General features: G+C 56.8%; 3 protein-coding genes. 1 reads left to right on the top strand and 2 read right to left on the bottom strand.

The genetic code is table 11. The features are described 5' to 3' along the window. On the top strand, positions 1-182 hold a 182-nt coding region (locus LNV07_RS25275), incomplete at its 5' end, for a hypothetical protein (RefSeq protein WP_263573980.1). Between the two features lie 141 nt (positions 183-323). Here LNV07_RS25275 and LNV07_RS25270 read toward each other — a convergent pair. Further along, positions 324-683 (bottom strand): hypothetical protein, encoded by a 360-nt coding sequence (locus tag LNV07_RS25270; RefSeq protein ID WP_263573979.1) that lies wholly within the window; start codon positions 681-683, stop codon positions 324-326. 848 nt (positions 684-1,531) lie between these two features. Then, a partial coding sequence (locus LNV07_RS25265) for a transposase (RefSeq protein ID WP_263573978.1) occupies positions 1,532-2,081 on the bottom strand: 550 nt, incomplete at its 5' end.

The raw sequence follows: 2,081 nt of genomic DNA, 5'->3' as shown, positions 1-2,081 counted from the left end.
GCCATGCGGCCGGCCGCGAACCGAGGAAGGCGAAAACCCAGCAGAGCCAAAACCGGCAAGATCACGGTGACCGGAGCCTGAACCGGCCGGCGCTCGGCCTGGTGCAGCTGTCGGCGATGCGAGTTGCCCCGGCAACTGGCCGCCAGCGAGCAACCAGAAAAGAAACTTCGAGCTTTGCTTAGCCTGCTGCATAACGTTCGAGCTGAGCGGCCGTAGCCAGCTGGCCGCGCGGAGCTGAAAATATACAGGCAGCTCCGCGCGGCCAGCTGGCGGAGGTCCACTCGAGCGACCAGTTAGCCATCACTCCGCAAAAACGTGAATTTTCACGGCTGAAGAACAATCTTGGTACCAGAAAAATTGTCTTGATTGAACCAAAGCAACTTGCCGACCGGAAAGTTTGAAAGCACGAGCGTGTAGTCGTTTTCCCATTGCATCTTTAGGCCATCAGGTTTTCCATCAAGCCCGAAAAGCCCTGAATAAGTCTTACCTGTTGCCGCATTGAAGACCGTGATTCCTGATTGCCAGTTCGTTGTGGCTCCGCAATCCGAATAGCCCAACTTAACGAGTTTCTTTCCGTCAGGCGATGAAAGCTCTTGCACTTCAGTGAACTCACACAACCCAAAAAGATCCTTACTCTTCTTTTGCTTTCCGTCCCCGATCGATTGTCCGGACACCAAGTTCATGATTGCGGAGAATGAATAGACTGCAAGCGTGCCATAGAAAATGAAAGCGCCAGTATTCCAAAGCCAAGTGCGAAGTTCTCTCAAGTGTGGCATGTGGCTGATTTTTTGGTGATGGCTAACGTTGAAGCTGAGGGGCCGGAGCCAGCTGGCCGCGCGGAGCTGAAAATATACAGGCAGCGTAGCGTGGCCAGCTGGCGGAGGTCCGCTCGAGCGACAGGTTAGGCATACTGTACCGAGAAATACGCGACCGCAACTGGGATAGCAATGAGTACCAGTACTGTCCCGAGACAGCCGCTACGGGAGCCGGACCGAGCCGGCTGATAGTCCTGCGGCGATGACCCCGGAAAAGAGGACGATTCCGGATTGCGTGTAGTTGCCGCTGCGGTAGGCTGCTGCCTAGATGGTTGCGGCGTAGGATTGGTTTCGCGCCATTTTGAATGACATGAATTGCAAAAGAAGCGCCTCGTTCCTTTTTCCCATGCGCCGACCGTTCGCTTGGTATGCATAAATTGCCCTTGGCAACGCCCGCAGACGAACCTCATATTTGGAGGGCCGCGACTTGCAGTTCTATGAGTTCCAACGCTGCGCCTTCTTGTAAGACGCAAGATCATGAGAACCACAACAACGAGAGCGATGCCAGCGAAAATTATGGAATTTTGATCGAAGGGCATGGGTATGCCTAACGAGGCTGTCCAATAACCCAAACTCCACAGCCACTCCCGCCGTCCGGCGCGCGTAAGTGGCTGTCAAATCGAGTTTCTGGATTCATAGCTTAAAGGAGCTGGATGGCGTTTGCGCTGCCCCCTCAAAGCGCAGCTTGAAGCCGATTGTGCCGCTTGCCAGCCGGGTTATTGAATCCCGACTTGCCCGAAGCCCGCCTTCGATAGCTTCTCGATGTTGTGCACCATGCAGTACAGGCTCCACTGCGCCTTGACCTTGGCCTGCCCGCGGTGATTCAGCCGGGTCAATCGCTTGTTATGACGCAGGTTGGCAAACACGGGCTCCACGGTGCCGAGGCGCAGGCTGTACAGCTGGCGGCCCCGGGGCGAGTCAATGGCCTGGCGCATTCGCTCGCTGGGATGATTCGGGTCCGGCGCCTTGGGCAGGAAGCGGCTGACTTGGCGGCCTCGCAGCATTGGGCTCGTCTCATCTTGCCCTCGGCTCTTGATGCACTGCTGGCGCAGCGAGCAACTGCCGCAGTCCGTGGCTTTGGCGATATAGGTCTGGTAGGGCTGACCACTGGCCGAGGTGTGGATGCCACCTCGACTGATCAAGACCTGACCCGCCGGGCAGATGGCCGTGTTGTCTGAGTCCTTGAAGCGGAAGTCCTTTGGCCGGAAGTGCTTGCCTTCTGGGGGCTCGTCGTTGACTTGCTTGTCATGCAAAGGGATAGCGCTC

This window comes from Roseateles oligotrophus, from assembly GCF_025717515.1.
GTDB lineage: Bacteria > Pseudomonadota > Gammaproteobacteria > Burkholderiales > Burkholderiaceae_C > Paucibacter_A > Paucibacter_A oligotrophus.
This window is presented reverse-complemented; position numbering and strand designations above follow the sequence as displayed.